Genomic DNA, 362 nt, shown 5'->3' with positions numbered 1-362 from the left:
AGGGTGTCATTGTCGAGCGGCGGGATCTGCTGCATCTCGGGCATCGCCTCGGCCAGTGAGATGCCCCGCTGGAAGGCCGCCATCAGCCCCGGGTCATGGGCTTCGGGGTGCTCGTCGTCCCGGCGGGGGATGGGCGCCTCCTTGAGCTGAGGAACCAGGTTCTCCTGGCTCCGGCGCCTGGGCAGCAGCGGGCGCTGCCCGGACGGGAGGTGCGGCGCCGCCCTGACCGCCTCGGTTGTGTCGTGGTCCGGACGCGGCCCGTGGTGCACACCAGGGAGCGCGGCGGCCGGATTGGGCCGCTCACCGTGGGTGTCCCGTACGGGAAGGACGCCGGGGGCGTGGCCCGGCGCGGGCTGCGGCTG

1 pseudogene is annotated in these 362 nt (G+C 74.3%); it reads right to left on the bottom strand.

The annotated features are described in order from the left end of the window. Positions 1–362: pseudogene (locus J0695_RS40460) on the bottom strand (ATP-binding protein); the annotation flags it as partial.

This window comes from Streptomyces beijiangensis, from assembly GCF_017315755.1.
In the GTDB taxonomy this organism is placed as follows: Bacteria; Actinomycetota; Actinomycetes; order Streptomycetales; family Streptomycetaceae; genus Streptomyces; species Streptomyces beijiangensis.
The sequence above is the reverse complement of the archived record's forward strand: the minus strand, read 5'-3'. Positions and strand labels throughout refer to the sequence as shown.